Annotated in this window: 23 protein-coding genes; 17 read left to right on the top strand and 6 right to left on the bottom strand. The window is 74.8% G+C overall.

Features of this window, described 5'->3' with window-relative positions; translation table 11 throughout:
• Window positions 1-31 precede the first annotated feature (31 nt).
• Window positions 32-703 carry a nitroreductase family protein gene (locus IF129_RS06565; RefSeq protein ID WP_191208522.1) on the top strand — a complete coding sequence of 224 codons (672 nt, stop codon included), beginning with the start codon at window positions 32-34 and terminating at the stop codon, window positions 701-703.
• Window positions 704-757: 54 nt separating this feature from the next.
• Here IF129_RS06565 and IF129_RS06560 read toward each other — a convergent pair whose 3' ends face one another.
• The 3 genes from IF129_RS06560 to IF129_RS06550 form a co-directional block, all read right to left on the bottom strand.
• Window positions 758-3172, bottom strand: coding sequence for a Tex family protein (locus IF129_RS06560; protein WP_318153590.1), 2415 nt, complete (start codon window positions 3170-3172; stop codon window positions 758-760).
• Between the two features lie 61 nt (window positions 3173-3233).
• Window positions 3234-4097, bottom strand: coding sequence for an SCO6745 family protein (locus tag IF129_RS06555; RefSeq protein WP_191208520.1), 864 nt, complete (start codon window positions 4095-4097; stop codon window positions 3234-3236).
• A 32-nt stretch (window positions 4098-4129) separates the two neighbouring features.
• A complete protein-coding gene (locus IF129_RS06550) occupies window positions 4130-4900 on the bottom strand; it encodes an enoyl-CoA hydratase/isomerase family protein (protein WP_191208519.1) in 771 nt (256 codons plus the stop codon).
• A gap of 85 nt (window positions 4901-4985) precedes the next feature.
• Between IF129_RS06550 and IF129_RS06545 the strand changes: the two genes are divergently transcribed.
• Entirely contained in the window at window positions 4986-5396 is a 411-nt protein-coding gene (locus IF129_RS06545) for a DUF3224 domain-containing protein (RefSeq protein ID WP_191208518.1), read from the top strand.
• 270 nt (window positions 5397-5666) lie between these two features.
• Window positions 5667-6137, top strand: coding sequence for an ATP-binding protein (locus tag IF129_RS06540; RefSeq protein ID WP_191208517.1), 471 nt, complete (start codon window positions 5667-5669; stop codon window positions 6135-6137).
• Between the two features lie 28 nt (window positions 6138-6165).
• Here IF129_RS06540 and idi read toward each other — a convergent pair whose 3' ends face one another.
• Window positions 6166-6726, bottom strand: coding sequence for an isopentenyl-diphosphate Delta-isomerase (idi, locus tag IF129_RS06535; RefSeq protein ID WP_191208516.1), 561 nt, complete (start codon window positions 6724-6726; stop codon window positions 6166-6168).
• Between the two features lie 89 nt (window positions 6727-6815).
• A complete protein-coding gene (locus IF129_RS06530) occupies window positions 6816-7745 on the bottom strand; it encodes a cation diffusion facilitator family transporter (RefSeq protein ID WP_191208515.1) in 930 nt (309 codons plus the stop codon).
• A 453-nt stretch (window positions 7746-8198) separates the two neighbouring features.
• On the opposite strand from IF129_RS06530, the gene IF129_RS06520 reads away from it, so the two are divergent.
• From IF129_RS06520 to IF129_RS06470, 11 genes are all read left to right on the top strand, one after another.
• Window positions 8199-9998, top strand: coding sequence for a DUF5941 domain-containing protein (locus IF129_RS06520; protein WP_191208742.1), 1800 nt, complete (start codon window positions 8199-8201; stop codon window positions 9996-9998).
• Window positions 9995-10744, top strand: a complete 750-nt coding sequence (locus IF129_RS06515; protein ID WP_191208513.1) for a phosphocholine cytidylyltransferase family protein — start codon at window positions 9995-9997, stop codon at window positions 10742-10744. The genes IF129_RS06520 and IF129_RS06515 overlap by 4 nt, the downstream gene beginning before the upstream one ends.
• Entirely contained in the window at window positions 10732-11793 is a 1062-nt protein-coding gene (locus IF129_RS06510) for an iron-containing alcohol dehydrogenase family protein (protein WP_191208512.1), read from the top strand. Before IF129_RS06515 ends, IF129_RS06510 begins: the two co-directional genes overlap by 13 nt.
• A complete protein-coding gene (locus IF129_RS06505; RefSeq protein WP_191208511.1) occupies window positions 11771-12553 on the top strand; it encodes a CDP-alcohol phosphatidyltransferase family protein in 783 nt (260 codons plus the stop codon). Before IF129_RS06510 ends, IF129_RS06505 begins: the two co-directional genes overlap by 23 nt.
• On the top strand, window positions 12550-13449 hold the full coding sequence (locus tag IF129_RS06500; protein ID WP_191208510.1) for a glycosyltransferase family 2 protein: 900 nt from the start codon (window positions 12550-12552) through the stop codon (window positions 13447-13449). Before IF129_RS06505 ends, IF129_RS06500 begins: the two co-directional genes overlap by 4 nt.
• A gap of 63 nt (window positions 13450-13512) precedes the next feature.
• Window positions 13513-14457 (top strand): ABC transporter permease, encoded by a 945-nt coding sequence (locus IF129_RS06495; RefSeq protein WP_191208509.1) that lies wholly within the window; start codon window positions 13513-13515, stop codon window positions 14455-14457.
• Window positions 14444-15259, top strand: a complete 816-nt coding sequence (locus tag IF129_RS06490) for an ABC transporter ATP-binding protein (protein ID WP_191208508.1) — start codon at window positions 14444-14446, stop codon at window positions 15257-15259. The genes IF129_RS06495 and IF129_RS06490 overlap by 14 nt, the downstream gene beginning before the upstream one ends.
• A gap of 212 nt (window positions 15260-15471) precedes the next feature.
• Window positions 15472-16452 (top strand): squalene synthase HpnC, encoded by a 981-nt coding sequence (gene hpnC / locus IF129_RS06485; protein WP_191208507.1) that lies wholly within the window; start codon window positions 15472-15474, stop codon window positions 16450-16452.
• The gene (gene hpnD, locus IF129_RS06480; protein WP_191208506.1) at window positions 16449-17462 is read left to right on the top strand and encodes a presqualene diphosphate synthase HpnD; all 1014 of its coding nucleotides are present in this window, start codon (window positions 16449-16451) and stop codon (window positions 17460-17462) included. The genes hpnC and hpnD overlap by 4 nt, the downstream gene beginning before the upstream one ends.
• On the top strand, window positions 17459-18940 hold the full coding sequence (gene hpnE, locus IF129_RS06475) for a hydroxysqualene dehydroxylase HpnE (RefSeq protein ID WP_191208505.1): 1482 nt from the start codon (window positions 17459-17461) through the stop codon (window positions 18938-18940). The genes hpnD and hpnE overlap by 4 nt, the downstream gene beginning before the upstream one ends.
• On the top strand, window positions 18937-20010 hold the full coding sequence (locus IF129_RS06470) for a polyprenyl synthetase family protein (protein WP_318153588.1): 1074 nt from the start codon (window positions 18937-18939) through the stop codon (window positions 20008-20010). Before hpnE ends, IF129_RS06470 begins: the two co-directional genes overlap by 4 nt.
• A gap of 79 nt (window positions 20011-20089) precedes the next feature.
• Here the strand turns inward: IF129_RS06470 and IF129_RS06465 are convergent, their stop codons facing one another.
• Window positions 20090-20896, bottom strand: a complete 807-nt coding sequence (locus tag IF129_RS06465; protein ID WP_191208503.1) for a tyrosine-protein phosphatase — start codon at window positions 20894-20896, stop codon at window positions 20090-20092.
• 92 nt (window positions 20897-20988) lie between these two features.
• On the opposite strand from IF129_RS06465, the gene IF129_RS06460 reads away from it, so the two are divergent.
• The 3 genes from IF129_RS06460 to IF129_RS06450 all read left to right on the top strand — a co-directional run bounded on the left by IF129_RS06460 (window position 20989) and on the right by IF129_RS06450 (window position 24047).
• Window positions 20989-21627: an alpha-ketoglutarate-dependent dioxygenase AlkB family protein gene (locus tag IF129_RS06460; protein ID WP_191208502.1), complete on the top strand. Its 639-nt coding sequence runs from the start codon at window positions 20989-20991 to the stop codon at window positions 21625-21627.
• A 232-nt stretch (window positions 21628-21859) separates the two neighbouring features.
• Complete coding sequence (locus IF129_RS06455; RefSeq protein WP_191208501.1) at window positions 21860-23584, top strand: sensor histidine kinase; 1725 nt, start codon at window positions 21860-21862, stop codon at window positions 23582-23584.
• 46 nt (window positions 23585-23630) lie between these two features.
• Complete coding sequence (locus IF129_RS06450; RefSeq protein ID WP_191208741.1) at window positions 23631-24047, top strand: roadblock/LC7 domain-containing protein; 417 nt, start codon at window positions 23631-23633, stop codon at window positions 24045-24047.
• Window positions 24048-24158: the final 111 nt, after the last annotated feature.

The raw sequence follows: 24158 nt of genomic DNA, 5'->3' as shown, positions 1-24158 counted from the left end.
CGGTGACCGTGGATGTGCTGTGCTGCCGCACATGGTCCATACCAGTGCGCATTCCGCTCATCCCACGGTTCCGCTCCGGCCGATGACCGTTCCCGCTCACGAGGCGGCGGACCGGGGTCGGGCCTTCCACGCGATCATGTCCCAGCGCCGTACCGTCCGGGACTTCGACCCCCGGCCCGTCCCCGCCGAGACGGTGGACTGGGCGATCCGGACGGCGGCCACCGCGCCCAGCGGGGCCCACGTGCAGCCCTGGCGCTTCGTCGTCATCACCGACCCCGACCGCAAGCGGCGGCTGCGGGAGGCCGCCGAGGCCGAGGAGCGGGAGTTCTACGAGCGCCGCGCCTCCCAGGAGTGGCTCACGGCGCTCGCCCCGATCGGCACGGACTGGCGCAAGCCGTTCCTGGAGACCGCGCCGGTCGTCATCGTCGTCTTCGAGGTGCACAAGGGGCCGCACACACCGCGCCCCTACTACACCAAGGAGTCCGTCGGCATCGCGGTCGGGCTGATGCTGGCGTCACTGCACCAGTCCGGGCTGGCCACCCTCACCCACACACCGAGCCCGATGCGCTTCCTGAACGAGGTGTGCGAGCGGCCGGCCGAGGAGCGCGCCGCCTACGTCGTGCCCGTGGGGTACCCGGCCGCGGACGCGCGCGTGCCGGACCTGCGGCGCAAAAGCCTGGACGAGGTCGTCGTCCGGCTCTGAGAAGGCCCCCGTGGGGCGCCGGCACTGTCGGCGCCCCACGGACGGCGGCAGCCGTCAGCGCAGCCCGGCGCGGCGCAGGGCCTCGGCCATCGCGTCGTTGGCCGGGGCGCCGCCACCCTGCCGGCCGTCCCGCCGGCCGCCGCGCTGCCCGCTCCCGCGCTGCCCGCCGCGCTGGTCACCGCGTGCGCCGCCGCCGCGCTGCCCGCCGCGTTCGCCCTCCCGGCGGGCCGGCACGGCGCCACGGCGGCCGCCCCGACCGTCGCCCGGGCCCTTCCCCGGCTCGTCGTCGAGGCGCAGCGTCAGCGAGATGCGCTTGCGGGCCTCGTCCACCTCCAGGACCTTCACCTTCACGATGTCACCCGGCTTGACCACGTCGCGCGGGTCCTTCACGAACGACTTCGACATCGCCGAGACGTGCACCAGGCCGTCCTGGTGGACACCGACGTCCACGAACGCGCCGAAGGCCGCCACGTTGGTGACCACGCCCTCCAGCACCATGCCGGGGCTCAGGTCGGCGAGCTTCTCCACGCCCTCCTTGAACGCCGCCGTGCGGAAGGCCGGACGCGGGTCGCGTCCGGGCTTCTCCAGCTCGCCCAGGATGTCGGTGACGGTCGGCAGGCCGAACGTCTCGTCCACGAAGTCGGCGGGCCGCAGTGTCCGCAGGACCGTGGAGTCGCCCACGAGGGCCGCGACGTCCCCGCCGTGCGCCTTCGCCATCCGGCGCACCACCGGGTACGCCTCCGGGTGGACGCTGGAGGCGTCCAGCGGGTCGTCCCCGCCCCGGATGCGCAGGAAGCCCGCGCACTGCTCGAACGCCTTGGGCCCCAGGCGGGGCACGGACTTCAGCCCGGTGCGGCTGCGGAAGGGACCGTTGGCGTCGCGATGGGCGACGATGTTCTCCGCCAGGGTGCCGCCGATGCCCGACACCCGCGACAGCAGCGGCGCCGAGGCGGTGTTGACGTCGACCCCGACGCCGTTCACGCAGTCCTCCACCACCGCGTCCAGCGAGCGGGAGAGCTTCACCTCGGACAGGTCGTGCTGGTACTGGCCGACGCCGATGGACCTCGGGTCGATCTTCACCAGCTCCGCCAGCGGGTCCTGCAGGCGGCGGGCGATGGAGACCGCGCCGCGCAGGGAGACGTCCAGGTCCGGCAGCTCCTGCGAGGCGAAGGCCGAGGCCGAGTACACCGAGGCACCGGCCTCGGAGACCATGACCTTCGTCAGGCCCAGCTCCGGTTCCCGGGCCAGCAGGTCGGCGGCCAGCCGGTCCGTCTCCCGCGAGGCGGTGCCGTTGCCGATCGCGATCAGCTCCACGCCGTGCTCCCGGGCCAGCGCGGCGAGGGTCGCCAGCGAGGCGTCCCACTTGCGCGCCGGGGCGTGCGGGTAGATCGTGTCGGTCGCCGCGACCTTGCCGGTGGCGTCCACCACCGCCACCTTCACGCCGGTGCGCAGGCCCGGGTCCAGGCCCATCGTGGCCCGGCTGCCGGCGGGCGCGGCCAGCAGCAGGTCCCGCAGGTTGGCCGCGAAGACGCCGACGGCGTCGTCCTCGGCCGCCTGGCGCAGCCGGGTGCGCAGGTCGATCCCGAGGTGCACCAGCACGCGCGTGCGCCACGCCCACCGCACCGTCTCGGCCAGCCAGTCGTCCGCCGGGCGGCCCCGGTGGACGATGCCGAATCGCGCGGCGACGGCCCGCTCGTAGGCGGTCGGTCCCGGCTCCGACGCCGCCTCGGCGCTCGCCTCGGGCTCCAGGGTGAGGTCGAGGACCTCCTCCTTCTCACCGCGCAGCATGGCCAGCACGCGGTGCGAGGGCAGCTCCGTGAACGGTTCGGCGAAGTCGAAGTAGTCGGCGAACTTCGCGCCCTGCTCCTCCTTGCCGTCCCGCACCTTCGCGGCGAGCCGGCCGTGCCGCCACATCCGCTCCCGCAGCTCACCGATGAGGTCGGCGTCCTCGGAGAAGCGCTCGGTGAGGATCGCCCGCGCGCCCTCCAGCGCCGCGGCGGTGTCGGCCACGCCCGCGTCGGCGTCGACGAACGCCGCCGCTGCCGCGGCCGGCTCCACGGAGGGGTCGGTCAGCAGGCCGTCGGCCAGCGGCTCAAGCCCGGCCTCCCGGGCGATCTGCGCCTTCGTGCGCCGCTTGGGCTTGTACGGCAGGTAGATGTCCTCCAGGCGGGCCTTGGACTCCGCCGCGCGGATGCGCGCCTCCAGGGCGGCGTCGAGCTTGCCCTGCGTGCGCACCGACTCGAGGATCGCGGCGCGCCGGTCCTCCAGCTCCCGCAGGTAGCGCAGCCGCTCCTCCAGGGTGCGCAACTGCGCGTCGTCCAGGGTGCCGGTGGCCTCCTTGCGGTAGCGGGCGATGAACGGCACGGTCGAGCCGCCGTCGAGGAGCTCGACGGCGGCCCGGACCTGGCGCTCGGCGACGCCGAGTTCGTCGGCGATCCTGGCTTCGATGGAGATGGTCGTAGCGGTCACGCCCCGCATTGTGGCAGGCCGCGCCGACGGGCGGCGGCAGCCCCGCCCGCGCCGGGGCCGCTCAGCCCTTGCCGAACATGTCGGCGGGGAAGGCGCCCGCCTGGAGCGCGGCCCCGGAGAAGACGGTGCCCAGCTCCGTCAGCCGCTCGACGCCGGCGGCCCCCAGGTGCTCGTAGGGGGCACGGTCGCGGCGGTCGGTGTCCTCCTCGATCGCGCGGCGCAGCGCCACGCCCTCCTCGGTCAGCTCCCCGTCGGCGTCCAGCAGCCCGCGTGCCCGGAGCCGTTCCTGCGCGGCGGTCCAGTCCTCGCGGGTGTAGCCGCGGGTGCCCAGGGCCCACTTGGGGCTCATGCCCTTGCCGGTCGCGGTGTGGCTCACCTGGGCCTCCAGTCCGGTCAGGCCGGCGCCCATGAGGGCGGCCAGGTGCCCGTCGCCCCGGTGCTCGCGCAGCAGGGTGGCCGCGTGCCACAGGGCCAGGTGCGGCTCCTCGGGCACCGGCAGGTCGGCGTGGGCCGCGTAGAGGGGACGTGCTCCCCGCTCGCACGCCTCGGTGGCGCGCAGGGCCAGCTCGGCCGCCTCCGCCATCTCCGCGGAGGCGACGGCCTCCTCACCCAGCAGGCGTCGCAGGGTGCGGTCGGCGGCCCGCAGCCGGGCGTCCAGCACCTGCTGCGGGGTGGCCGTCCGCCAGGCGGCGGGCAGGTGCCGGGCGATCAGGGCGTGGTCGAAGCTGTAGAACGTCGCGGCGACGACGCCGGGGCCGACGGCGCCGAAGGCCGCCGCGCGGGTGGTGAAGTAGACGGCCCGGGGGTCGGTGATGCCGAGGGCCGCCAGTTCCTCGCCGGTGTCGGGGGAGAAGTAGACGGTCGAGTGGAGCGGATTGACCATGTTGTGGCAGCGCCGACCGGCCCGCGCGTGGAGAGTCGTCATGCCGCCACGTTACTGAGCGCTTGCTTATCTGACTAGGTCGACGGTCCCGCCCCGGTCGGCGGAGACCAGGTGAACACGGGGGCGCGGCGCTCCAGGAACGCGGCCACGCCTTCCTGGGCCTCCGTGCCCGACGCCGCCTGCCCGCTCCAGTACCGCACGCGGTCCGGCCGCGCCGGTCCGGCGGCGAACTCCTTGGCGGCGGCCTGCGTCAGCTGCGAGCGCCGGGTGAGGGCGCGGGTGAACTCCGTCACCCGCGCGTCCAGCCCCTCCTCGGGCAGCACCTCGTCCACGAGCCCCGTGCGCAGGGCGCGGTCGGTGCCGATGAGCTCGGCGGAGAACAGCAGGTGCTTGGCGGCCGACGGTCCGACGAGTTCCACCAGCCGCCTGGTCGAGGGCGCCGGGTAGACGATGCCGAGCTTCGCCGGGGTGATGCCGAACCGGGCGCCCTCGGCCGCGAACCGCAGGTCGCAGGCGACGGCCAGTTGGCAGCCGCCGCCCACGCAGAACCCGCGCACGACGGCGAGCGTCGGCTTCGGGAAGGCGGCCAGACGCTCCTCGGCGGCGAGCGCGAGCCCCTGCGGGGCGCTGTCCCCGCGCAGGCTGGCGATGTCCGCCCCGGCGCAGAAGGTGGCCCCCGAGCCGGTCAGCACCACGGCCCGCACGGCGGCGTCGGCGGCGAGGTCGTCGAGCAGCGGGGGCAGCTCCCGCCACATGGCGGCGGTCATCGCGTTGCGTTTGGCGGGGTGGTGCAGGCGCACGGTCGCGACCCCGTCCCGCCGCCCGCACTGAAGACCTGACTCCATGGCCGGGATGCTACGGCCCCTGTGGCGGGCCGCGACGTCCGGCCTGTGCCGACGCGTTGTCAGTGGCCCGGAATACGCTGCCCGCATGCGCGCTTCAGGAACGTTCACAGTTGCCGATTTCACGCCCGCGCCGGTGCCCGGCCCGCAGATCGACACCGCGGTGCCGGTGGGGGTGTCCACGATGGAGAAGCGGTTCGACGGCGAGGTGGCGGGGCGCTCGACCACGTTGTTCACCGCCGCCTTCGACGAGTCCACCGCGGTGGGCACGTACGTGGCGATGGAGTCCTTCGACGGGGCGCTCCACGGCCGGACGGGCCGCTTCAACTTCGCCCACGCCGCGACCACCCTGGGCGACGGCGGCCGTGCGGGCGAGTTCTTCGTCGTCGTTCCGGGCAGCGGCACGGGCGACCTGGCCGGCATCACCGGAGGCGGGGGCGTCGCGGTCGAGGCGGACGGCACGCACCGGATCTGGTTCGACTACGAACTCGGCCGGTAGCCCCCACCGCTCTCCGGGCGGACGGACCGGACTCGGGTACGAATCCGGGCATGCGGCCCGGAAAGCCGCAGAAACCTTTCAGGAGCCGTCGTCGTGCGGTCCCGCGCGATCCCGGTCCGTCGGCACACGTCGGAAGACGCCCAATTGCGTGCAGGTCCCTCCCCGGCGGCGGCCCGGGCCAACACTCGGGGGGAAGGAGGCCCCCCGACCTCGGTACGACGGCTGGGCGGGCCACGGACGCACGACGGACGAGGGCGGGTGCCGGTCACGATGGAGAGCAGCGGGAGAGCCCTGCAGCCACCGCCACGCGGCGCGGAGGCCCACCAAGGCGCCTGGCGGTTCACCGCCCCCGCGCTGGACACCTCCGTGCCGCAGGTGCGGCACGCGGTGCGGGACCTCATCCGGCGGCAGCGGGCCCCGGTCTCCCCGGAGATCCTGGACGGGCTGCTGCTCATCGTCTCGGAGCTGGTGACCAACTCCGTGCGCCACGCGGCGCTGCTCTCCCCCCGGCTCGGTGTCGAGGTCTCGCTCGGCGACGGGTGGGTGCGGGTGGCCGTCGAGGACGGCCACCCCTACCGACCGAAGGCGCTCGCCTCCGACCCCGCCGAGGAGCACCTCGGCGGGCGGGGGCTGCTCCTGGTGAAGGCGGTGGTCGCCGAGTCGGGAGGCGCCTGCGACGTGGAGCCGACCGCGACCGGGGGCAAGATCATCTGGGCCGCCCTGCCGCTCCTCGCGGCCTGACGGACGCCGCCACCGGGGCCTCGGCCGTCTACCAGCCGCCGAGGCCGCCGGTGGCGGCCCGGATCCCCGGACGCGCGGCGTCCAGCACCGTCATGAACCACGCGGAGAACACGTCCCTCTCGTGCCGCGCCTTGAGCTCCTCCGGGGTGACGAAGGCCGTCTCGGCGACCTCCTCCGGGTCCGGGGCCAGGGGCGCCCGGAGCAGTCCCGCGAAGAGGTGGTTGTACTCCTGCTCCACCAGCCCCGAGAGCGGGTCGGGGTGGTTGTAGGTCACCGTGCCCGCCTCCGCCAGCAGGGCCGGGGTCACGCCCAGCTCCTCGCGTACCCGCCGGGCGGCGGCGGAGAACGGCGGCTCGCCGGGGAAGGGGTGGCCGCAGCAGGTGTTGGACCACACACCGGGGGAGTGGTACTTGCCCAGCGCGCGCCGCTGGAGCAGCAGCCGGCCGTCCTCGTCGAAGAGGAAGACGGAGAACGCGCGGTGCAGGCGGCCCGGTGCCCGGTGGGCGGAGAGCTTCTCCGCCGTGCCGATCGTCGTGCCCTGTTCGTCGACGAGTTCCAGCATGATGGGGGCCGCGGTGTCGTTGCTCATGTGGTCTTTCTATCCGACGTGCCGCCACCGGACGGGACCGCGCCCCCCACACGTCGTCCGTCTCAGTGGCGGATCGGCGGATCGGCGGATCAGTGGCAGACCCTCGCCTCGTGTTCGGCGTGGCCGTGCGGTTCGAGCTGGAACGTGCAGTGCTCCACGTCGAAGTGGGTGCCCAGGCAGTCGCGCAGATCGTGCAGGACGCGTTCGTTCCCCTCGGTGTCCAGCACGACCTCGTCCACCACCACGTGGACCGAGAGGACGGGCATGCCGGAGGTGATCGTCCACACGTGCAGGTCGTGCAGGGCCTCGACCCCGTCGACGGCGAGGATGTGCCGGCGCACCTCGTCCAGGTCGACGTCCTTGGGCGCCGCCTCCAACAGGACGTCCAGCGCCTCACGCGCCAGCTTGACGGTGCGCGGCACGATCATCAGCGCGATGACCAGGGAGGCGATCACATCGGCCCGGGTCCAGCCGGTGACGATGATCACCACGGCCGCCACCACGACGGCCAGCGAGCCCAGGGTGTCCGCCAGCACCTCCAGGAAGGCCCCCCGGACGTTGAGGCTCTCCTTCTGCCCGCGCATCAGCAGACTCAGCGAGACGCAGTTCAGGGCCAGGCCGACGAGGCCGATGACGACGGTCGTCCCGCCCGGCACGTCCGCCGGGTCCTGGAACCGCTCCACGGCCTCCACGAGGATGTAGCCGCCCACTCCGAGCAGCAGCAGGCAGTTGAACAGGGCCGCCAGGATCTCCACCCGCGCGAACCCGAACGTGCGCCGGCCGGACGCCGGCCGGTTCGCGAAGTGGATGGCGGCCAGGGCCACGGCGATGCCCGTCGCGTCCGTCGCCACGTGACCGGCGTCGGCCAGCAGGGCCAGTGAGCCCGTCAGCCAGGCGCCGACGACCTGCACCCCGAGCAGGGTCACGGCGATCAGCAGCGCCGTGAGCAGCCTTCCCCGGTAGGCCGTGGACGCGGTCCCCTCCGGGGGTGGACCGCCGTGCTGGTGCCCCGCACCCATGTGAACTCCGCCTCCCACTCGCACCGAGCGCGCCGACGTGCCGCGCCGTGGACGATCGTTTCGCCGCCCACGGTCGTCCAGTGAACTACGGACGGGGGGTATGTGCAACGCGGCGCTGAAACCCGTTGTCATGTGCGCTGAGCTGGGCTTTTGTCGTCGTCCGCGCATGCGTCCCCGCGCCGCGCCCAGCCGTCGGCCGGAACCCCGGACCCCACCGCCCGGTCCCGGTCGCGGGCCGGGGCCACGCCGGGGCCCGCCGGGGCGGGGCACGTCACGGCGGCAAGTCCGGTCGGGTGAATGCGTGGTGAACAGCAGCTTCCGGCGATCGGATAGCCTCTGGCGAGGCGCTGCCCCCCGAACGGGCGATGGCGCGCCCCTGTGCGCTGCCCTGCCGTCGTCCGGAAAGGGCCGGACCTCCCCGGACGGGGACCGCTGACAAGGGAGTGAGTTCGTCTGTCGACCGCCATCCTCACCGGTCAGCCGGCCGTCGGCTCGCCGCTGGTAGCGGACCTGGGCTCCCTCGGGTTCACGGTGCACGCCGCCTCGGGGCCCGCCGACGTCCTCGCGCGGTTGGCCGACGTCCCCGCACCCGAGCGCGTGGCCGTCGTCGACCACCGCTTCACCGGGCACCCGCACAGCCTGCGCCTCGGCCTGACCGACCCGCGTCATCCCCTCGCCGCGCTCCCCGGAGCCGTCACCGCGCGGCCCGCCGCCCGGGCGCGGCTGCTCCGCGCGCTGGAGGCGGCCGGGTCGGACGGCGCGTCGCTGCCCGACCGCGCCGCCGAGCTGCTGGAGGCCGACGGGGTACCCGTGTACCGCCCCGAGCTGGGCGTCCTGGTCGCCACCGTGCCCGCCGACGCCGCCGAGCTGGCCGCCGCCCGCGAGCGCACCGGGGCCGTCGACGAGGAGGAGGTGCGGCTGCGCTCGGCGGTGAAGCCCCGCGACGGCTTCTTCACCACCTTCTGCGTCAGCCCGTACTCGCGGTACGTGGCACGCTGGTGCGCCCGGCGCGGCATGACGCCCAACCAGGTCACCACCCTCTCCCTGCTGACCGCGCTCGTCGCGGCGGGCTGCGCGGCCACCGGCACCCGGCCCGGCTTCGTCGCGGCCGGGGCGCTGCTCCTCGCGTCCTTCGTCCTGGACTGCGCCGACGGGCAGCTGGCCCGCTACGCGCTGCGCTACTCCACCCTCGGGGCCTGGCTGGACGCCACGTTCGACCGGGCCAAGGAGTACGCGTTCTACGCGGGCCTGGCCCTGGGCGCCGCGCGCGGCGGCGACGACGTGTGGGGGCTCGCGCTCGCCGCGATGGTCGTGCAGACCGTGCGGCACGTCGTGGACTTCTCCTTCGCCGAGGGGGACCACTACGAGCGGCCGCGGGACGGTGGGCGCCCCGAGGCCGCCGCGTCCGCGAGCCCCGCCGCCGCGCTCTCCGGCCGGCTGGACCGCGTCGGCTGGACGGTGTGGGCGCGCCGCATGGTCGTCCTGCCCATCGGGGAACGCTGGGCGCTGATCGCCGTCCTGACCGCTCTGACGACGCCGCGCCTGACCCTCACCGTCCTCATCGTCGGCTGTCTGTTCGCCGCCTCCTACACCACCGCCGGCCGGGTGCTGCGTTCGGTGACGCGGCGCACGCGGCGCACCCCGCAGGCCGCCCGCGCCCTGGGCGACCTGGCCGACACCGGGCCGCTGGCGGCCCTCGCCGCCCGGCTGCCGCTCCCGCTGCCCGCCCTCGCGGCGGCCGGGGCGGGCGCCGCCCTGGTGCTCGGCACCGCCCTGGCGGCACCGGTCGGCAGCGGGTGGCCGGCGCTCGCGGCGGGCGGCTACGCGCTCCTGTCGGGCGCGGCCGTGGCCCGTCCGCTCGCGGGCCCGCTCGACTGGCTGGTCCCGCCGCTGTTCCGGGCGGCCGAGTACGGCACCGTGCTGGTACTCGCCGCGCGCTCCGAGGTGAACGGAGCGTTGCCCGCGGCTTTCGGGCTGGTGGCGGCCGTCGCCTACCATCACTACGACACGGTGTACCGCATCCGCGGTGCGGCCGGGGCGCCGCCCCTGCTGCTCGTGCGTGCGGTCGGGGGGCACGAGGGCCGGACACTGGCCGTCGCACTCGCCGCCCTGTGGTCCACGGGGGCCACCTTCCCCGTCGCGCTCACGGTCCTCGCGGGGGTCGTGGCGCTCGCGGTGCTCGCCGAGAGCATCCGCTTCTGGGTGTCCTCCACGGCACCCGCACTACACGACGAAACAGGAGTACCCGCATGATCGGCCTCGTGCTGGCCGCCGGCGCCGGACGGCGTCTGCGTCCCTACACCGACACCCTCCCCAAGGCTCTGGTGCCCGTCGGTCCCGAGGGGGAGGCCGAGGCGACCACCGTGCTCGACCTGACCCTGGGCAACTTCGCCGAGGTGGGCCTGACCGAGGTCGCGATCGTCGTCGGCTACCGCAAGGAGGCCGTGTACGAGCGCAAGGCGGCGCTGGAGGAGAAGTACGGCCTCAAGCTGACGCTCATCGACAACGACAAGGCCGAGGAGTGGAACAACGCCTACTCCCTGTGGTGCGCCCGTGACGTCATCAAGCAGGGCGTGATCCTCGCCAACGGCGACACCGTCCACCCCGTCTCGGTCGAGAAGACGCTGCTGGCCGCGCGCGGCAAGGGCCGGATCATCCTCGCCCTGGACACCGTCAAGCAGCTCGCCGACGAGGAGATGAAGGTCGTCACCGGCGAGAACGGCGGCGTCGCGAAGATCACCAAGCTGATGGACCCGGCCTCGGCGACCGGCGAGTACATCGGCGTCACCCTGATCGAGGGCGAGGCGGCCGCCGACCTGGCCGACGCGCTGAAGACGACCTTCGAGCGCGACCCGGACCTCTACTACGAGGACGGCTACCAGGAGCTGGTCAACCGCGGCCACGTCGTCGACGTCGAGCCCATCGGCGACGTCAGGTGGGTCGAGATCGACAACCACGAGGACCTCGCCAAGGGCCGGGAGATCGCGTGCCAGTACTGACCCGGCTGATCCCCTCGCCGGTCGTCGTCGACATCCGGCCCGGGGCGCTGAACGACCTGGCCTGCGTCCTGGCCGACGAGCGCATCTCGGCCTCCGGGAAGCTCGCCGTGGCCATCAGCGGCGGGTCCGGCGCGGCGCTGCGCGAGCGGCTCGCGCCGGCGCTGCCCGGCGCCACCTGGTACGAGGTCGGCGGCGGCACCCTGGACGACGCGATCAAGCTGGCCGACGCCATGAAGTCCGGCCACTACGACGCCGTCGTCGGCCTGGGCGGGGGCAAGATCATCGACTGTGCGAAGTTCGCCGCCGCCCGGGTCGGGCTGCCGCTCGTGGCGGTCGCGACGAACCTGTCGCACGACGGCCTGTGCTCGCCCGTCGCGACCCTGGACAACGACGCCGGCCGCGGCTCCTACGGGGTGCCGAACCCCATCGCCGTCGTGATCGACCTCGACGTCGTCCGGCAGGCGCCGCCGCGCTTCGTGCGCTCCGGCATCGGGGACGCCGTCTCCAACATCTCCGCCGTCGCCGACTGGGAGCTCTCCCACCGGGTGACGGGGGAGAAGGTCGACGGGCTGGCCGCCGCCATGGCGCGTCAGGCCGGCCAGGCCGTCCTGCGGCACCCCGGCGACATCGACGACGACGGCTTCCTGACGGTCCTGGCCGAGGGGCTGGTCCTCACCGGCATCTCCATGTCCGTGGCGGGCGACAGCCGCCCGGCCTCCGGGGCGTGCCACGAGATCAACCACGCCTTCGACCTGCTCCACCCCCAGCGCGCCGCGAGCCACGGCGAGCAGTGCGGCCTCGGCGCCGCCTTCGCCATGCACCTGCGCGGGGCCGCGGAGGAGTGCGGGCTCATGGTCCAGGTCCTGCGCCGGCACGGCCAGCCCGTCCTGCCCGCCGACATCGGCTTCACCGTGGAGGAGTTCGTCAAGGTCGTGGAGTTCGCTCCGCAGACCCGTCCGGGGCGCTACACGATCCTGGAGCACCTCGACCTGTCCACCGACCAGATCAGGGACGCGTACGCCGACTATGCCAAAGCCATCGGTAGCTGAACTCCGCCCGGTCGTGCACCCCGAGGGGGTCAAGGACCGGCGCAGCGGTGAGCACTGGGCCGGACGCCTGTACATGCGGGAGATCTCGCTGCGGTGCGACCGGTACCTGGTGAACACCCGGATCACCCCCAACCAGCTCACCTACCTGATGGTGGTCGCCGGGGTGCTCGCCGGCGCGGCGCTGCTGATCCCCGGGCTGACGGGGGCGGTCCTCGCCGCCCTCCTGGTCCAGCTGTACCTGCTGCTGGACTGCGTGGACGGGGAGATCGCCCGCTGGCGCCAGCAGACGTCCGTCACCGGCGTCTACCTCGACCGGGTCGGCCACTACCTCGCCGAGGCCGCCCTGCTGACGGGGTTCGGCCTGCGCGCGGCGGACCTGTTCGGCACCGACGGCGAGGCGAACTGGATGTGGGCGTTCCTGGGCGGCATGGCCGCGCTCGGCGCCATCCTGATCAAGGCGGAGACCGATCTGGTGGACGTCGCGCGGGCCCGCAGCGGCCTGCCCGCCGTACAGGAGGCGGCGGCCGTCCCCCGCTCCTCCGGACTGGCCGTCGCCCGCCGGGCGGCGGCGGCGCTGAAGTTCCACCGGCTGGTCGGCGGCGTCGAGGCGTCGCTGTTCATCCTGCTGGTCGCGCTGGTCGACTTCGCCGTCGGCGGGCTGTTCTGGACCCGGCTGGGCGTGGCCGTGCTCGCCGCCGTCGCGGTGCTCCAGACCGTGCTGCACCTGGTGTCGGTCCTGGCCTCCAGCAGGCTGCGATGAGCGGCTCCGGGCGCTTCGCCCTCGGGGCGGTCGTCCTCACCATGGGCAACCGCCCCGAGGAGCTGCGCGCCCTGCTGGAGTCCGTGGCCCGGCAGGAGGGCGAGCCGGTGGAGGTCGTCGTCGTCGGCAACGGGGCCCCGCTGCCCGAGCTGCCGGAGCTCCCCGGCGGGCTGCGCACCGTCGAACTGCCGGAGAACCTGGGCATCCCCGGCGGCCGGAACGCCGGGATCGAGGCGTTCGGCCCCGGCGGGCGGGACGTGGACGCCATCCTCTTCCTCGACGACGACGGGCTCCTGCCGCTGACCGACACCGCCGAGCGGTGCCGGGAGGCGTTCACCGCCGACGCCCGCCTGGGGATCATCAGCTTCCGCATCGCCGACCCGGAGACCGGCGTCACCCAGCGCCGGCACGTGCCCCGGCTGCGCGCGGCCGACCCGCTGCGCTCCTCACCGGTCACCACCTTCCTCGGCGGGGCGAGCGCGGTGCGCACCGCCGTCGTCCAGGAGGTCGGGGCCCTGCCCGGCGACTTCTTCTACGCCCACGAGGAGACGGACCTGGCCTGGCGGGCCCTGGACGCCGACTGGGACATCGCCTACCGCGCGGACTGCGTCCTGCACCACCCCACGACGCAGCCCAGCCGGCACGCGGTCTACCACCGCATGGTGGCCCGCAACCGGGTCTGGCTGGCCCGGCGGCTGCTGCCCGCCGCCCTCATCCCGCTCTACCTGGGGGTGTGGGTGCTGCTGACGCTCGCCCGGCGGCCCTCGAAGGCCGCACTGCGCGCCTGGCTGGGCGGATTCCGCGAGGGCTGGGCGACGCCGTGCGGTCCCCGCCGCCCCATGCGCTGGCGTACGGTGTGGCGCATGACCCGGCTGGGGCGACCTCCCGTCATCTGACAAGCTCGGGTCTGAGACCATTCAGCTCCCGACCCCTCCACACAAGAGGACGAAAGTTTCCCCGTGAGCGAGTCAGCGCACGATCGTGCGGTCGTCGTGAACGCACCCCCCTCCCCGGATGACGGGCTGACCCCGGCCCAGCTGGCGGCCAAGTACGGCCTGACGGTCAGCGGGGCCCGGCCGTCGCTGCCCGCCTACGTGCGGCAGCTGTGGGCGCGCAGGCACTTCATCGCCGCCTTCTCCCGGGCCAAGCTCCAGGCCCAGTACAGCCAGGCCAAGCTCGGGCAGCTGTGGCAGGTCGCCACCCCGCTGCTCAACGCCCTGGTGTACTTCTTCATCTTCGGCGTGCTGCTGGGCGCCAGGGACGGTGTGCCCGGCGGGGAGCAGAACTACATCCCGTTCCTGGTGACCGGCGTCTTCGTCTTCACCTTCACCCAGCAGTCGGTGCTCTCCGGGGTGCGGGCGATCTCCGGGAACGTCGGACTGGTGCGGGCCCTGCACTTCCCCCGTGCCTCGCTGCCGATCTCCTTCGCCCTGCAGCAGCTCCAGCAGCTGATGTACTCGATGATCGTCCTGCTGGTGGTGCTGCTCGCGTTCGGGCAGGTCCCGGCGTGGTCCTGGCTGCTGGTGCTGCCCATCCTGGTGCTGCAGTTCGTCTTCAACACCGGCGTGGCCATGATCATGGCCCGCTTCGGCAGCCACACCCCGGACCTGGCCCAGCTCATGCCGTTCGTGCTGCGGACGTGGATGTACGCCTCGGGCGTGATGTTCCCCCTCCAGCACATGATGACCGAGCGGGCCTCGCTGCCCACCTGGGCGGCCGACCTCGCCGCCGCCAACCCGGCGGCGGTCTTCATGGACCTCATGCGCTTCGCGCTGATCGACGACTACACCTACGCCGATCTGGCGCCCTTCCCGTGGCTGCTCGCGCTCGGCTGGGCCCTGTTCGCCGGTGTGCTGGGCTTCGTCTACTTCTGGAAGGCCGAGGAGCGGTATGGCCGTGGCTGAAACGACACGTCCGACGGACACGGTGGGACCCGCGGCGGGCGACGGGCGCCGGCCGACGGTCATCGCCGACGACGTCCACATCGTCTACCGGGTCTACGGCGCGGGCGGCGGCCGGGGGAGCGCCACCGCCGCCCTGAACCGCATCGTGCGCCGCAGGCCGAGCGGCCGGGTGCGCGAGGTGCACGCCGTCAAGGGCGTGAGCTTCACCGCCTACCGGGGCGAGGCCGTCGGCCTGATCGGCTCGAACGGCTCGGGGAAGTCCACGCTGCTGCGGGCCATCGCCGGGCTGCTGCCGGTGGAGAGCGGCAAGGTCTACACCGACGGGCAGCCGTCCCTGCTAGGCGTGAACGCGGCGCTGCTCAACGACCTGACCGGCGAGCGCAACGTCGTGCTCGGCGGGCTGGCCATGGGCATGTCGCGCGAGGAGGTGCGGGAGCGGTACGAGGAGATCGTCGACTTCTCCGGCATCAACGAGAAGGGCGACTTCATCACGCTGCCGATGCGCACCTACTCCTCCGGCATGGCCGCCCGGCTCCGGTTCTCCATCGCGGCGGCCAAGCGGCACGACGTCCTCATGATCGACGAGGCGCTCGCGACCGGTGACAAGAAGTTCCAGAAGCGCTCGGAGGCCCGCATCCGCGAGCTGCGCAAGGAGGCCGGAACGGTCTTCCTCGTCAGCCACAACAACAAGTCGATCCGGGACACCTGCGACCGGGTGCTGTGGCTGGAGAAGGGCGAGCTGCGCATGGACGGTCCCACGGAGACGGTCCTGAAGGCGTACGAGGAGTTCACGGGCAAGTAGCCGCCGGTGCGTCGCGGCGTCCAGGCCCCCGTCCCGCGGGCGGGGGTCTTGACGCGTGCCGTCAGCCAGGTGGCGGGGCCTGTGCGGCGGAGGCCGACATACAACATATGGTGATCGGAGTCGTGCACCAATCTGGCGTGTCCGATATGACGATTATCTTGACGTCGGGTGAGAAACGGAGACGTGACGGCGATGGCGACGGGGAGTCCGTGATGACGGCGCAGGACCCGGCGGGCCCGCGCACCGCCGACGGCGACCATCGGCCCGGGGGCGCGCACCGCGACGGCACCCAGGAGACCCTGGCCAAGGCGGCCCGGGAGAACTTCCCCGTGGCGCCCCGCTTCCTCCCGGCCGCCTGGCGCGACGACCTCATGGCCGTCTACGGCTACGCCCGGCTCGTCGACGACATCGGCGACGGCGACCTGGCCCCCGGCGGCGACGACGCCCGGTGGCTGGGCGTCGCACCCGAGCACGCCGAGGACCGCACGGCCCTGCTCGACGCCGTCGAGGCCGACGTGCGGCGGGTGTGCGCCGCCGCCGATGCGCCCGGCGACGCGGAGCCGCCCCGGCACCCGCTGCTGCGCGCCCTGCGGCCCGCCGTCCGCCGCAACGGCCTGACGCCGGGACCGTTCCTCGCCCTCATCGAGGCCAACCGCCTCGACCAGCACCGCCGGACGTACGCCACCTGGGACGACCTGCTGGCCTACTGCGAGCTGTCCGCCAACCCCGTGGGCCACCTGGTGCTCGCCGTCACCGGCACCACCAGCCCCGAGCGCGTCCGCCGCTCCGACGCCGTGTGCACCGCGCTCCAGGTCGTCGAGCACCTCCAGGACGTGGCCGAGGACTTCGGCCGGGGCCGCGTCTACCTCCCGGCCGAGGACATGGACCGGTTCGGGGTGCGCGAGCGGGACCTGGCCGCGCCCAGCGCCTCCGCCGCCGTGCGGACGCTGGTCGCCTTCGAAGCGGAACGTTCCCGCGTACTCCTGGACGAAGGCGTCCCCCTGGTGGGCAGCGTCTCCGGACGGCTGCGTGTGCTGCTCGCCGGATTCACCGGCGGCGGCCGGGCCGCCCTGCACGCGATCGCCGCCGCCCACCACGACGTCCTGGCCGGTCCCCCCAGGGCCGGCCGCCTCACCCTGCTGCGCGAGATGACGGCGGTCCTGGCGGCCGCCCGGCGAGGAAGCCCACGATGACGCCACCGCCCACCTCCGACACGACGCACGCCAAGGCCGCCGCGAACCCCGCGAACCCCGCGGAGGACGCCCCCGCCGCGTCGCCCGCGGTGCTCGCCGCCTACGGCTACTGCGAGGCCGTCACCGTCCAGCAGGCCCGCAACTTCGCGTTCGGCATCCGGCTGCTGCCCCCGCCGCAGCGGCGCGCGATGTCGGCCCTCTACGCCCTCGCGCGGCGTGTGGACGACATCGGCGACGGCGAACTGGACGCGGACACCAAGACCGCCCGGCTGGCCGGCACCCGCACCCTGATCGCCCGCGTCCGCGACGGGGACGTCGCCGAGGACGACACCGACCCGGTGGCCGTCGCGCTGGCCGACGCCGCCCGCCGCTACCCCGTCCCGCTGGACGCCTTCGACGAGGTCGTCGACGGCGTGCTCATGGACGTCGGGGAACGCACCTACCGCACCTGGGACGACCTGCGCGACTACTGCCGCTGCGTCGCCGGGGCCGTGGGACGGCTCTCCCTCGGCGTCTTCGGCACCCGCCCCGGCGCCCCCGGGGCGGAGCGGGCCGAGGCCTACGCCAACACCCTCGGTCTCGCGCTCCAGCTCACCAACATCCTGCGGGACCTGCGCGAGGACGCCGCGTTCGGCCGAAGCTACCTGCCGTACGAGGAGCTGGTCGCCTTCGGTTGCGTGGGCGCCTTCCGCACCGCCACGCCACCGCCGGGCGCCGACCTCGCCGGGCTCGTCCACCACCAGGCCCGCCGGGCCCGCGAGCTGTTCGCCGAGGGGTACCGGCTGCTGCCGATGCTCGACCGGCGCTCGGGGGCCTGCGTCGCCGCGATGGCGGGCATCTACCGCAAGCTCCTGGACCGCATCGAGGCCGATCCGGCGGCCGTCCTGCGGGGCCGGGTCAGCGTCCCGGCCGGGCAGAAGGCGCTCACGGTCGTGCGCGGGCTCTCCGGCGTCGACGGACTCGTCGTGGGCCGGCGCGTGCGGCGGGAGCTGCGCGGGAGCGCCGGGTGACGCGCCCGGCCGCCCCGCCCGACCAGGGCACCCCGGAGGGACCGGGGACGCGGGGGCGCGCCACCGTCGTCGGCGGCGGTCTCGCCGGGATCACCGCGGCGCTCGACCTGGCCGACGCGGGGCTCAGGGTCACCCTGGTCGAGTCGCGTCCCCGGCTGGGCGGGCTGGCCTTCTCGTTCCTCCGGTCCTCCCCGGTGGGCGAGCTGAGCGTCGACAACGGGCAGCACGTGCACCTGCGGTGCTGCACCGCCTACCTGGCCCTCCTCGACCGGATCGGTGCGCGCGGGCTCGCCCCGCTGCAGCGACGGCTGGACATCCCGGTGCTGGACGTCGGCCGCGCCCGGCCCCGGCTGGGCCGCATCCGCCGCACCGCCGCCCCGGTGCCGCTGCACCTGGCCGCGGCCCTGGCCGCCTACCCCCACCTGCGCCCCGCCGAGCGCCTGGCCGCCGCCCGCGCCGCGCTCGCCCTGCGCGGCCTGGACCCGGCCGACCCCGCCCTGGACGCCGTGGACTTCGGCGGTTGGCTGCGCCGCCACGGCCAGTCCGAGCGCAGCATCGCGGCGCTGTGGGACCTGGTCGGGGTGGCCACGCTCAACGCCCGCGCCGAGGACGTCTCCCTCGCGCTGGCCGCGATGGTCTTCCGGACCGGTCTGCTCACCGCGCCCGGCGCCGCCGACCTCGGCTGGGCCCGGGTCCCGCTCGGCCACGTGCACGACACGCTCGCCCGCCGGGCCCTGGAGCGGGCCGGGGTCCGCGTGCGCACGGGCGTGCGGGTCGCGGAGCTGAACGCGGCGGCGGACGGGGGCTGGCAGCCGCTGACCGCGCGCGGCCGCCGGGCGGACGCCCCGCCACCGGCCGACACGCTCGTCCTGGCCGTGCCCCAGGACCAGGCCGCCGCGCTGCTCCCGCCGGGCGCGCTCGCGGACCCCGGGCGGCTGAGCCGGATCGGGACGGCCCCCATCCTCAACGTGCACGTCGTCTACGACCGGACGGTGCTGCACCGTCCCCTCCTCGCCGCGCTGGGCAGCCCCGTCCAGTGGGTCTTCGACCGTACCGAGGCGTCCGGCCTGCCGACGGGGGCCGGGCAGTACCTGGCGCTCTCCCAGTCGGCCGCGCGGGAGGAGATCGACGAGCCCGTCGCCGTCCTGCGCCGGCGCTACCTGCCGGAACTGGCGCGCCTGCTGCCCGCCGCGCGCGGCGCGCGGGTGCGGGACTTCTTCGTCACCCGGGAGCGGAACGCCACCTTCGCCCCGACGCCGGGCGTCGGCCGCCTGCGGCCCGCCACGCACACCAGTGCGCCGGGTGTATACCTCGCGGGCGCGTGGTGCGCCACCGGGTGGCCCGCGACCATGGAAAGCGCGGTACGCAGCGGCCAGACCGCTGCGCGCGAGGCTCTGGCACGCCTCGGGCAGCCGCACGGCGACGCCCCCCGGGGGTCGGCGTCAGTACGACCGCTGAACGCTAAGGAGACCTTGTGAACCCGGTGCAACCGGCTAGCGCTGGCATCGACACCGCGGGGGTGACCGCACTCCTCCACCGTGGCCGCACACTGCCGCAGGCCGAGCTGCGCTCGGCCGTGGCCCGCCTCGCCTCTCCCATGGACACCGTCGCCGCCTACCACTTCGGCTGGATCGACGCCGAGGGCCGCCCGGCCGACGGCGACGGCGGCAAGGCCGTCCGGCCCGCCCTGGCCCTGCTCTCCGCCGAAGCGGCCGGTGCCGCGCCCGAGACGGGCGTGCCCGGCGCCGTCGCGGTGGAGCTGGTGCACAACTTCTCACTGCTGCACGACGACCTCATGGACGGCGACGAGCAGCGCCGCCACCGCGACACGGTCTGGAAGGTCCACGGGCCCGCGCAGGCCATCCTCGTCGGCGACGCCCTCTTCGCCCTCGCCGGCGAGATCCTGCTCGAACTGGGCACCCCCGAGGCCGCCCGTGCCACCCGCCGCCTCACCGCCGCCACCCGCGCGCTGATCGACGGCCAGGCGCAGGACATCTCCTTCGAGCACCGCGAGCGCGTCGACGTCGCCGAGTGCCTGGAGATGGAGGGCAACAAGACCGGCGCCCTGCTGGCCTGCTCCGCCTCCATCGGCGCCGTCCTCGGCGGGGCGGACGAGACCGCCGCCGACGCGCTGCACGCCTACGGGCACCACCTGGGCCTGGCCTTCCAGGCCGTCGACGACGTGCTCGGCATCTGGGGCGACCCCCAGTCGACGGGCAAGCTCACCTGGAGCGACCTGCGCCAGCGCAAGAAGTCCCTGCCGGTGGTGGCGGCGCTGGCGGCGGGCGGCCCCGCGGCGGAGCGGCTCGGCGAGCTGCTGGCGGCCGACGCCAAGAAGAGCGCGGCGGAGTTCGAGGACTTCGACGAGGCGGAGTTCGCGACGCGGGCCGCGCTCATCGAGGAGGCCGGGGGTCGCTCCTGGACCGAGGCGGAGGCCCGGCGCCGGCACGAGGTGGCCGTGCGCGCGCTGGACGGCGTCGACATGCCCGCGGGCGTGCGGGCCCAGTTCACCGACCTGGCGGACTTCGTCGTGGAGCGCCGCCGCTGACCCGCGGCCGACGCGCCGGACCGGGCCCCCGCCCGGGTCCGCGTCCGGCTCGTCCCCGGCCTCACTCCAGGCCCCGGCCTCACTCCAGGAAGTGCTCGCGCAGGCGCCCGCGCGCCGCGTCGTCGAGGCCCAGCCCGGCGCCGAGGTAGGTGTCCACGTCGCCCCAGCCCTCGGCGATCGCCGCGTAGGCGGCGGCGAGGTAGGCCGGGCGCGCGTCGAAGAACGGCGCGAGCAGCTCCCGCACCTCGGGGTCGATGGCGCGCCGCTCGCCCTCCTCGCGGTCCGCGTCGCCCCGGTGCACCTTGTAGCGCCGGTGCGGGTCGTTGGACAGGAGGTAGTCCGCCTCGATGGCCTCCCGCTCGACGCCCAGCGCCAGCAGCGTGATCGCGACGGACAGGCCCGCGCGGTCCTTCCCGGCGGCGCAGTGCACGAGCACCGGCACGCTGCCCGCCGCCAGGTCGCTCAGGACGCGCCGGTGCTCGGCGGTCCGGTTGAGCACGATGTCGCGGTAGGACTCCTGCATCCGCACCACCGCCCGGCCGCCGGCCAGCTCCTCGCGCAGCCGCTCCACCGCACCGTCCCGCACCAGCTGCCAGAACTCCGCGCCGTGCGCGGGGTCGCTCAGGGGTATGTTCACGTTCCGCACGCCCGGCAGGGCCACGTCGAGCCCGTCCAGCGCCCGGTCGGCCTCGTTGCGGAAGTCGTAGACGGTGTGCAGTCCGAGCCCGCCCAGGAACGCGGCGTCCTCCTCGGTGGCCCGCGCGAGGTGACCGCTGCGGTACAGCATGCCGTGCCGCACCCGGCGGCCGTCCGTGGTCGGCAGGCCGCCGAGGTCGCGGAAATTGCGTACACCGGCGAGGACGGGCTCAAGGGCTTCGGACGTCACAGGCGCTCCTAACGGCTCGACGGGGGCGGCTCGTCCGACGATACGGCACCGGGTTACCGGCAGGTCAGACCTCGTGCGCCTAGGCTGGACGGGTGACCGGTGAGCTGTTCCCCCGCCCCGCCGCCCAGATCGCCCCGGGGGCCGTCCACCTGCCGGGCCTGCTGGGCTCGGAGGCGCAGCGCGAGCTGCTGGCGGCGTGCCGGGAGTGGGCGAGGCCGCCGGCCGGGCTGCGGACGGTGCGGATGCCGCACGGCGGGCGGATGTCGGTGCGGCAGCTCAGCCTCGGCTGGCACTGGTACCCCTACGGCTACGCCCGCACGGCCGTGGACGGCGACGGCGCGCCCGTCAAGCCGTTCCCGCCGTGGCTGGGGGAGTGGGCCCGCGAAGCGGTCACCGCGGCCTACGGACGGCCGGACGCGACCGGCTACGACGTCGCGCTCGTCAACGTCTACGACGCCGCCGCCCGGATGGGCATGCACCGCGACAGCGACGAGCGGTCCCCGGCGCCGGTGGTCTCCTTCAGCCTCGGCGACACCTGCGTCTTCCGGTTCGGCCGTCCCGAGGGGCGCGGCCGTCCGTGGACGGACGTGGAACTGGCCTGCGGCGACGCCTTCGTGTTCGGCGGCCCCGCCCGGCTGGCCTACCACGGCGTGCCGCGTACCCGTCCGGGCACCGCTCCGCCCGGCCTGGGCCTGCGCGGCCGGGTCAACGTCACGGTGCGGCAGCACTGAGACGCACGCCCCCGCCGTGACCTGAACCTGCTTCCGGCCGGTCCGAACAGCCGGGCGACGTTCTCACCCGTTCGGGGTTGGCGAGGGGTGGCGAATCCGCTGACCGGGCCCTTCACGGGCGGTGGGGCCCACTAGCGTGAGGCCCGCCGCTCCCCGGCGGGTGCCGCTCTCCCCGCCGGACCGGTATCCCCCCCGACCGCAGAGGACCGCGATGCCCGAACCCCCCAGCCGTGTGACGGAGAACAGAGGCGGAACCTCCCTCTCCGTTCTGTTCGCCGAACCGGAGTCCCGCCCACCGCACCCCGCGTCCGCCGAGGACACCGGACCGCCCCCCGGCGCGCCGCGCGGCAGCGGCACGGACGGGCCCGAGGCGCGCCGCCTGCTGCGCCTGGCGGTCCTGCCCGCCGGGCTCACCGCCGTCGTCGCCGCCGCCCTGGTCGGCTGGCTGCTGCGGGCGGGGGACGTCCTCACCGGACCGGCACGCGGCAGCGCGACGGTGGGGACGGTGCTCGCCACGGCGACCGCGCTGTGCTGCGCGATCGTGATGGGCGCCGCGTACGCGGCCTGGACGCAGGCGCGTTCCACCACCGCGCGCTACGCCGCCCTGCGCCGGGAGGCCGACCGCAACCAGGAGGCGCTGCGCGCGCTCCTGGCCCGGCTGGAGCGCGGCGACCCACCGGCCCGACCGGACCTTCCGCTCGTCCCCGAACCCGAGGGGGACGCCTTCGACCTGTTGGCCCACGCGTGCACGCTGGCGCAGCGCACCGCCGAGGCGGCCGTCGTCGAGGCCGCGTCGCTGGCGCGCGGGGGAGAGGTGGACGGCGAGGAGCGGGTGGAGGTCTTCGTCAACCTGGCCCGCCGTCTGCAGTCCCTCGTGCACCGGGAGATCGAACTGCTCGACGAGCTGGAGAACGACGTCGAGGACCCGGATCTCCTGAAAGGTCTCTTCCAGGTCGACCACCTCGCGACCCGGGTGCGGCGGCACGCGGAGAACCTGGCCGTGCTCGGCGGAGGCGTCTCCCGCCGCCAGTGGACGCGGCCGGTCCCGGCCACCGAGGTGCTCCGCTCGGCCATCGCGGAGGTCGAGCAGTACCCGCGGGTCAAGCTCGTCCCGCCCGTCCAGGGCACCGTGCGCGGCCACGCCGTGGCCGACGTCATCCACCTGCTGGCCGAACTGGTCGAGAACGCGACGGTCTTCTCCTCACCCCGGACGTCGGTGTCCCTGCGGGCGCAGTACGTCACGGCCGGGCTCGCGGTCGAGGTCGAGGACCGCGGCCTCGGCATGACGGGCGCCGAGCTCGCCCGGATGAACGCCCTCCTCGCCGATCCACGGCGGGTCAACGTCCGCGAACTGCTCGGGGACGGTCGCATCGGCCTGTTCGTCGTCTCGCAGCTCGCCCGGCGGCACGGCATCGCCGTCCGGCTCCAGGGCAACATCTACGGCGGCGTACAGGCGGTGCTCGTCCTCCCGAAGACGCTCCTGGGCGACCCGGCGGACGACGGGGCGGAGGCGGACGGTCTCCAGCCGGACGGCCTCCCCCCGGACGACGGCCCCGACGACCACCCGCCCGCACCGGACGGCTACGCCCCCGACGCCTCCTGGGCGCCGCCCGCGCTGCCCGGGAACGTTCCGCCGCCACCGGCCCCGCACGGGGCCACGCCGCTCGACGTCCCCGCACCCCGGGCGGCGCCCGCGCCGCCGTTCCCCTCGGGCGGGCCGTACCCGCACCCGCAGGACCGTCCGCAGCTGCCGCGCCGCCGTCGTCAGGAGCACCCGGTGCCCGAGCTGCGCGACCCGCCGCGGGGTTCCCGGGAGCACGACCACGATGAGCCCGAACCCGACCCCGGCCTCATCGTGGCGTACCGCCGGGGCACCGGCCTCGCCGAGGACCGGTCGACCGCCCGTCCGGTCGACCCCCTCGACGTCCCCGGCCTCTTCCCCGACGGCCTGCGCTGAGCCGCCCGCATCCCCGCCCGTCATGTCCAAGGAGACGAACCCCCTCATGGTGAGCGAAGCGCCAGCCGGGCCCCCCACCGACCTGTCCTGGCTGCTGGCCGGCCTCGTCGAGCGCGTACCGCACACCCGCAGCGCCCTGCTGCTCGCGGCCGACGGCCTGGTGAAGGCCGCGCACGGTCTGGAGGCGGACGTCGCCGACCACCTCGCCGCCCTGGCGTCCGGCCTGTACGCGCTCGCGCGCAACGCGGGCGTGCGGTTCGGTGGGGGCGGCGAGGTGCGGCAGGTACTCGTGGAACTGGACACCTCGCTGCTGTTCGTCTCCACCGCGGGTCGGGGCGCCTGCCTCGCGGTGCTGGCCGACCGGGAGGCCGACGCCGCCGTCCTCGGCTACGAGACGGCCATGCTCGTCAAGGGCGTCCGCCCCTTCCTGGCCACCCCCGCGCGGCAGCGGACGGGCGACTGAGCCGCCGTGCCCGCGGGAACGCTTCGGGTTCCGGCGGGACGGGCTGAGTGCCGGGGCGCTCGGCGCGGTCGTCCTCGCGGACACCCGCAGGCCGTCCGACCGCTTCCCGGC

It is taken from the genome of Streptomyces chumphonensis (assembly GCF_014779715.1).
Taxonomy (GTDB): Bacteria; Actinomycetota; Actinomycetes; order Streptomycetales; family Streptomycetaceae; genus Streptomyces; species Streptomyces chumphonensis.
This window is presented reverse-complemented; position numbering and strand designations above follow the sequence as displayed.